Origin of the sequence: Clostridium bowmanii, assembly GCF_018861315.1 — a bacterium.
Classification (GTDB): Bacteria; Bacillota; Clostridia; order Clostridiales; family Clostridiaceae; genus Clostridium_AD; species Clostridium_AD bowmanii.
Genome location: NZ_JAHLDL010000092.1, coordinates 1 through 1,994, shown reverse-complemented (window position 1 = coordinate 1,994; position 1,994 = coordinate 1). Strand labels below are relative to the sequence as shown.

Annotated in this window: 2 protein-coding genes; both read right to left on the bottom strand. The window is 29.4% G+C overall.

Going from position 1 to position 1,994, the window contains the following annotated elements; all coding sequences use genetic code 11:
• Window positions 1-1,229 (bottom strand): ATP-binding protein (locus KPL51_RS22965; RefSeq protein WP_244998179.1); only part of this gene is annotated, 1,229 nt, incomplete at its 3' end.
• A 123-nt stretch (window positions 1,230-1,352) separates the two neighbouring features.
• Window positions 1,353-1,994: response regulator transcription factor (locus tag KPL51_RS22960; protein WP_216166748.1), on the bottom strand; the 642-nt coding region annotated here is incomplete at its 5' end.

Below are 1,994 nucleotides of genomic sequence, written 5' to 3'. Positions count from 1 at the left end.
ACAATTATTTTTGTTCCGATACCTTCCTTACTTTCTACATTTATGCTTCCTTTATGTATATCCACAATCAATTTAGCGATAGACAATCCAAGTCCTGAGCCACCTTTTTCTTTAGATCTAGATTTATCTACGATATAAAATCTTTCGAATATATCTTGTATTTCATCTTTTGGTATTCCTATGCCATTATCAGTGATAGTAATTTTTACTGTTTTATTATTGACTTCTGAACTAATATCAATTTTGCCTTTCTCTGGTGTGAATTTAATACTATTATCAATAAAAATCCTAATCATTTGCTTTATCATTTTAGAATCCGCCAATATACTCACAGTATCATTTCTGTCACTGGATATTATGTGAGTATTATCTATAAGTTTACTTTCTTTTATCACTTCATAAATAAGTTCATTAAGCCAAAATTCCTTTTTCTCTATTCTTTGGTTTTCGCTACCACCTTTGGCGATAAATAATAAATTTTCAACTAATTTTGCCATATAACTAGTTTCGAGCTTAATAGCATAAATAGATTTTTCTAGGGCTTCTCTGTCATCTTTTCCCCATCTATCAAGTAGGTTTGCATATCCTTGTAGAACTGCAATGGGAGTTCTAAGTTCATGGGAAGCATCGGATACAAACTGAATTTGTCTGTCAAAAGCCCCCTGAAGCCTATCTATCATATTGTTAAAAGTATTACCTAATCTTTTAAGCTCATCATCAGGACCAGTAACTTCAATTCTTTCCTTTAAATTATTAATACTAATATTGTCAGCAGCTTTAATTATCTTATCAATAGGTCTTAACATTTTTTTACTTATAATGTATCCTAATATAGTTGAAGCAATAATACCTATAAAATCAGCTATTGCCATAATAGCAAAGAGAATTTCCATGAAGCCATATTCATTATCCATATCTTTTACTATTTGAATGTATATCGTGCCATAATCTTTAGTTTCAACACTTAAATTTTTATATATGAGACCTTCTTCTTTGAAAGTTCCTATTTTATCAAAAGCTTCTTCAAATTTAATTTTATGCTCCAATCTTTCTGATGAATATATTAGTTTGCCATTTTTCTGTACTATATTTATAAATATATTTTCTTTAGTTGGAACATCTAATATAATTTCCTTACTTGCTAAATTAATATTATCATTTTGAGACGTAATCCTATTTAACACTGTTGTTTTAACATCTTCTATTTGTTTATCTGCCTGGCTATACAAGTAATATTTTACCCCGTATAGTATTGAGGCGTTTAAAATGAGTAATAGTAATGCGAACATTACAGCATAAACTATAGTTAATTTTATGGAGATTTTTGCACTCTTAATAATTTAAAATCATAATTAATCCTCTTTAATAACATATCCTACTCCTCTTATAGTAGTTATAAGTTTATCGTCAAATACATCATCAATTTTAATTCGCAAATGCCTTATAAATACATCGACGGTATTGGTATCCCCAGTATAGTCATAACCCCATACTATTTCAATTAAATGCTCCCTTGAAAGCACAACATTTTTGTTTATTAATAGTATTTCTAAAAGATCATATTCTTTTTTTGTAAGTTCAATTATATTGCCACTCCTATGTACTTCATGAGTTTTATTGTCCATAACAATATCCTTTACCTTAATTTCATCTGACTTATTACTTATGGATTTATTTCTTTCATACACCCTTATCCTTGCTAATAGCTCCTCTATTGCAAATGGTTTCGTAAGATAATCATTTGCACCTACATCTAGCCCTAGAACTTTGTCCGATATATCACTCTTTGCAGTAAGCATAATAAGAGGTACTCTAGATGATTGTCGTATTCTTCTACAAACTTCTATTCCATTAAGCCCTGGTATCATAATATCAAGGAGTATTAAATCATACTCGTTTTTCTCAGCTATATTAAGAGCTTCACGTCCATCATAAGCTACATCGACCTTATATCCTTCATGATTTAATTCCATTTCAATAAACATTGCCATTTG